General features: G+C 60.7%; 4 protein-coding genes. 2 read left to right on the top strand and 2 right to left on the bottom strand.

The window, feature by feature from the left end:
• Nucleotides 1-48: 48 nt before the first annotated feature.
• Together AB4043_RS12845 and hisS are read right to left on the bottom strand one after the other, a co-directional pair.
• Entirely contained in the window at nt 49-1,743 is a 1,695-nt protein-coding gene (locus AB4043_RS12845) for a M20/M25/M40 family metallo-hydrolase (protein ID WP_442307213.1), read from the bottom strand.
• Between the two features lie 460 nt (nt 1,744-2,203).
• A complete protein-coding gene (gene hisS / locus AB4043_RS12840) occupies nt 2,204-3,511 on the bottom strand; it encodes a histidine--tRNA ligase (RefSeq protein ID WP_442300635.1) in 1,308 nt (435 codons plus the stop codon).
• A gap of 97 nt (nt 3,512-3,608) precedes the next feature.
• Between hisS and AB4043_RS12835 the strand changes: the two genes are divergently transcribed.
• Nucleotides 3,609-4,394, top strand: coding sequence for an SDR family NAD(P)-dependent oxidoreductase (locus AB4043_RS12835; RefSeq protein ID WP_442300634.1), 786 nt, complete (start codon nt 3,609-3,611; stop codon nt 4,392-4,394).
• Nucleotides 4,395-4,412: 18 nt separating this feature from the next.
• Entirely contained in the window at nt 4,413-5,243 is an 831-nt protein-coding gene (locus tag AB4043_RS12830) for a hypothetical protein (RefSeq protein WP_442300633.1), read from the top strand.
• Nucleotides 5,244-5,451: the final 208 nt, after the last annotated feature.

Genomic DNA, 5,451 nt, shown 5'->3' with positions numbered 1-5,451 from the left:
GTTCGTTGGGGACCCCGGGACATGGGGCATCCACGGCATCGGCTCCTCTTATGGTTGCGGCGACGCAATAAACGCAGGAGTCTGCGCATCGCTGCCGAACCTCCACGCCGAGAGATACGCCAGCTTTAGAATCTTCTCCATCTTGGGATAGTCGATCTTCTCCACCGTATCGGAGGTGTGGTGATAGTCCGGATGGAAGCCGGTGAACCACCAGAACGCCGGAATGTTATGCAGCACGAATGGAAACTGGTCGGAGCGGAAGAAGACGTTCAACGCCGACTCACGATCGAAGCGGTCATCCAACACCAGGCCGACCTGCTTGTTCTCTTCCACCACCACGCGGTTGTACTCCGGTGAGTAGAGCGCGCCGATCAGGTTCAGGCGGTTCGACGTATCCRCAGGAATCTCGATAAGACCATCGGTCTGCGGGCTCGGCTTCTCGTCCCGCCCGATCATGTCGAAGTTAATCTGCGCCCGCGTCGTCGCCAACGGACGCACCGGATGTGCCGCCATCCAGTACGCTCCCAACAGACCTCGCTCCTCAGCGGCAAACACCACAAACAGAATCGACCGCTTCGGCCGCGACGGGTTCGCTGCAAACGCGCGCGCCAGCTCCACCACACCGACCGTACCGGAGCCGTTATCGTCCGCTCCATGCCAGACCTGCATGCACTCTGGGCTCGCCGGAGTCGACTTTCCCTGTTCGTCGACATCGCCCTTACCCGCGGCGCACGGCGTTGCTCCATCGTGATCGTGATGTGCCGTAATCAAAATGGTCTCGACAGCCAGCTTTGGATCTGATCCTTCCAGCAGACCGGCAACATTCTCCGTCGTTCCGACATGTTCCCTGGTATTGCGCAGATGGAGCGTGAGCTGTGTGTCCGGCAATGCCCGGCTCTGCGGCTTCAGATCGTGATCGATGGCCGTCTGCAACTCACTTCCCGTTGCTCCCGCTGTCACCAGCAACTGTTGCAGCACCTCATCGCGAATCAGTATTGACGGGATATCGATCTCATCCTTCTCGATCGCTTGCAGCGGAAGCGGTTGGGTGCGAGTTACGCTGCCGCCGATACGGGCAGAGCGTTCCGCATTGGTGAGATGTTTGCGATTTGGCTCGGCGACGACCAAGAGCGCCACGGCTCCGTGAGCCTGAGCATTCTTCAACTTGACGCGCGTCGTCGCATATCGCGTGTTGCCGGTGCCATTGAAGACCGAATGAGGATCATCCTCCTGCGGCTCATGATCGAAGACCAGAGCGATCTTTCCCCGCACATCGATGCCCTTGTAGTCGTCATATCCGAGCTCCGGTGCCGTGATACCGAAGCCCGCAAAGACTACTGGAGCAGTGATATCCACCGCGCGCTTGAACGCCCCCGTCGCCTCGGGCGCATGAAAGGCAATCTCTTTGCCTGCGCGTGTGAGCGTAACCGAACTCGCTGCGCGGTCCGGAGCATACTCGACCAACTGGAATGGCTGGAAGTAACCGCGCGTTCCCGGTTCTTTCGTGATCGGCTTCAAACCAGCGGCAGCGAACTGCTTCGCTATCCACTCGGCAGCCTGATCGTCCCCCGGCTGCAGACTCAACCGCCCTTGCAGGGCATCGCTTGCGATATACGCCAGGTCTTTGCGCACATCGCTCTGCGTGATGCGATCGAACCCCTTGCGTTCCGCGGCGGGAATACCGTTCTGCGCGTAGACGAAGGACGGCAGCAGTAAGACTGCGGGCAGCAGCGCTCTCTTCATGGCGTTATCCTAGGCGGTCTCGACTATTTGGGGTAGTCCAAATCTGGAGTTCGAAGACGTTTGTTTGTCATTTCGTAGCGACCAGCGGGAGCGGAGAAATCTGCTTCTCTAACGTAGAGCCCTCAGCGGCTAAAGCCGCGTCTTTTGCCAGATATTACGGCACGGCTGAAGCCGTGCCCTTAAGCAAAACAAAAGCTCATCCTCATCCCTTGGATCTTGCGATGGACGGAGCACCCGCCGATCTCCAAACAAGTGTTCCGTAACTCACCCCATCGACGTTGCTTCTTGATTCGCGCAACGCGCGAATGCCTTGCTTAAGGGCATGGCTTCAGCCATGCCACACCCCGCCGCGATAAGACGCGGCTTTAGCCGCTGAGGTACCTGATCGACCTTGGCTCAGCGAAGAATAAGCTCAAGTCACTTCACTACGAAACGACTTAAGCAAATCACACTTCAAAGGTTATGCGCGCAGCTTGTCCTGCAACTCCGCGAACGCCACCTTCACCTGTTCACCGGTCGCGAAGGTCTTCACCGTCGCTGTTCCGCTGGCCACCTCATCCTCACCAAGAATCAGGATCGTCCGAGCAACGCGGTCCGCTGCCTCAAAGCTCTTCTTCAGACGGAAGCTTCCATCGCCGACTTCAACCGACAGCCCAGCACGACGCAGATCGCGCGCCAGCTTCAGCGCAGCCGCATTCTGCCCTTCGCCCATCGGGGCGATGTACGTGTCCATCTTCTTTTCCGGAGCCGCATTGCCGGCAGCAGCTTCTGCCTCTGCCTGCGCCTGCAGCGTCAGCACCAGACGGTCTTCGCCGATGGCAAAGCCAATCCCCGGAGCCTTCGGGCCGCCGATGATCTCGCTCAAACCGTCGTAACGTCCGCCTCCCAACAGCGCATTCTGCGTTCCCAGACCAGTCTCGGTCACGAACTCGAAGGTSGTRCGSGTGTAGTAGTCCAGGCCGCGCACCAGTCGCGGATTCACGGTGTACGGAACGCCGCAGGCATCCAGCGCCGCCAGCACCTGCGCGAAGTGCGACTTCGAGCTCTCGTCCAGATAATCCGCGATCTTCGGCAGGCCGTTGATCAGCTCCTGATCCGCCTCTTCCTTTGAGTCCAGGACACGCAGCGGATTGGTCTCCGCGCGGCGCTGATTATCCGGCGACATCTTGTCCTTGATCGGCTCCAGCGCGTCTCGGAGCGCGGCCAGATAGCGTGGACGATCGGTGGAGCTGCCCACCGAGTTGATCATCAACTTCCAGTCCTTCACGCCCAGCTCATCGAGGAAGGTGGCCAGCATCTCCAGGATCTCGGCATCGCGCAACGGTGACTCCGACCCCGAGCTCGACGGCCCAATGACCTCCGCACCGATCTGGAAGAACTGGCGATAGCGACCCTTCTGCGGACGCTCGCGGCGGAACTGCGGACCGATGTAGTACAGCTTCTGCAACTGCCCGGTCTCGCCCAACTTGTGCTCGATATAGGCGCGAACAACACCAGCGGTATTCTCCGGACGCAGCGTCAGCGACTGCGACTTCTCGCTCGCAGCACGCGCGCGATCTTCCCAGGTGAACATCTCCTTGGAGACGATGTCGGTCTCTTCCCCCACGCCGCGGGCAAAGAGCTCTGTCGCTTCGAAGATTGGTGTACGGATCTCGCCGAAGCCGTAACGTGCGAAGACAGAGCGTGCGACCGAATCAATATGGTTCCAGAGTGCGGTATCAGGCGGCAGCAGATCGCGCGTGCCGCGGGGTGCTTTAAGCGTTGCCATCAAGGGTTAAGTTTACCGGAAGGGCTTACCCCGCCACAGATTGGGGCACCGGTTTGGTGGCTACTCAAATCTCTCGATCCCGCTATCATGACAATCGATGGCAGCCCCAACCCTCTCGCTCTCCGGCAAAGTCGCTCTCATCACCGGCGGCTCGCGTGGCATCGGCGCGGCCACCGTCCGTATGTTTCGTCAGGCCGGAGCACAGGTCGTCTTCAACTACCGTGCCGCCGCCACCCGCGCCACCCAACTGGTCGAAGAGTGCGGCGCTGACGATACCTGCCCCGTCCAGCAGGAGCTCGGCACCGTCGAGGACGGCCGTGCACTGGTCGAGGCCGCCGTCCGTGCCTTCGGGCGCCTCGACATCCTGGTCGCCAACCACGGCATCTGGCCGCCGCACGACCAACCCATCGCCTCCATGGCCGACGAACAGTGGCGTACCACCATCGGCGTCAATCTCGACTCCATCTTCGGCCTGGTCTCCGCCGCTGCGGCGCAGATGCAGATCCAGCAGCCCGACTCCAACGGAACCCGCGGACATATCGTTCTGGTTGCTTCCACGGCCGCACAGCGAGGCGAAGCGTTTCACGCCGACTATGCCGCCAGCAAAGGCGCGCTGCTCTCGCTGACCAAGAGCCTTTCGTCGGAGCTGGCGCCTCAGGGCATTCTGGCCAACTGCGTCGCACCCGGCTGGGTGCGGACCGAGATGAGCGCTGAAGCCCTGAACGGCCCTTCCGCGTCCAAGTATTTGGCGACCATTCCCCTGGGCCGTGCCGCACGGCCGGAGGAGATCGCCGGTCCGATCCTGTTTCTCTGCACGCCGCTGGCCGGCTTCGTCTCCGGCGAGATCTTCAACGTCAACGGCGGCGCGGTACTTATCGGTTAACCTTTCCTTGGAGTCTGAATGCGCCTGAAGACCAGGTTTGCCACTGCCTTACTCGTCGCCACCCTCGCCGGTCCGTGCGCCTCCATCATGAAGGCGCAGGCCGCACCCGCCACCGATGCCTCCGGCGAGCAGAAGGCCCGTGATCTGCTCGACAAGATGGTGATCGCGCTCGGCGGCGACGGCTGGTTGAACCGCCGCGACTGGCTGCTGGAAGGCCAGGTCGGCTACTTTTTCCGCGGAGCGCCCACCGGCGACGTCTCCGTCTTCTGGGATTTCCATCGGCAGACCAACGGTCCGGAAACCGAGGTCGAGCGCATCGAGTACACCAAAAAACGCGACATCGTGCAGATGTTCACCGCCAACTCCGCAGACGAGGTCACCTTCCGCGGCAAGGTCGCTCTTCCTGAAGATATCTCGCAGGATTACTTCCGCCGCCGGAAGCATTCTATTGAAGTCGTACTCCATGACTGGCTCAAGCTGCCCGGCACCATGGTCGTCTTCGAAGGCACCACCATGGTGCAGCGCCGCGTCGCCGACAAAGTGACGGTCATCTCGCCGACAAACGACGCCATCACCATCGAGCTCGACGCCAACAGTCACCTTCCCCTCGCCCGTACCTTCCAGTACCGCAACGAAAAGTACAAAGACTTCGATATCGACCGGGAAGAGTACGACGGCTACCACAGCGTACAGGGCATCCAAACGGCCTACACCATCACCCGCTTCCGCAACGGAGACATGGTGAACCAGAAGTTCTATACCGACGTGAAGTACAACCAGAACCTCTCCCCGGAGCTCTTCGACATCCAGGCCACTATCGCCGCCAAGCAGAAAGTTGGAAAGAAATAGCCCAGGACCGAGCCCTTCGCGGCGGGCCTGAAAACGAAATTCGGTAGAATCGGGGATGTTATGGAGACCGTAGCCACCCCGGAAGCGCAGGCCGTCGCCACGGCGAAGCGCACTATGGACATCAACGAAGTGATGTCCTTCCTGCCGCATCGCTATCCCTTCCTGCTGATCGATCGCGTCCTCGACCTTCAGATACGCGAACGCATCC

It is taken from the genome of Terriglobus sp. YAF25, assembly GCF_052113305.1.
GTDB lineage: Bacteria > Acidobacteriota > Terriglobia > Terriglobales > Acidobacteriaceae > Terriglobus.
The sequence above is the reverse complement of the archived record's forward strand: the minus strand, read 5'-3'. Positions and strand labels throughout refer to the sequence as shown.

What these genes read in the sequence shown, in the direction of transcription:
- AB4043_RS12830 (WP_442300633.1), top strand. Translation starts at nt 4,413, where the DNA reads ATGCGCCTGAAGACCAGGTTTGCCACTGCCTTACTCGTCGCCACCCTC.
- AB4043_RS12835 (WP_442300634.1), top strand. Translation starts at nt 3,609, where the DNA reads ATGGCAGCCCCAACCCTCTCGCTCTCCGGCAAAGTCGCTCTCATCACC.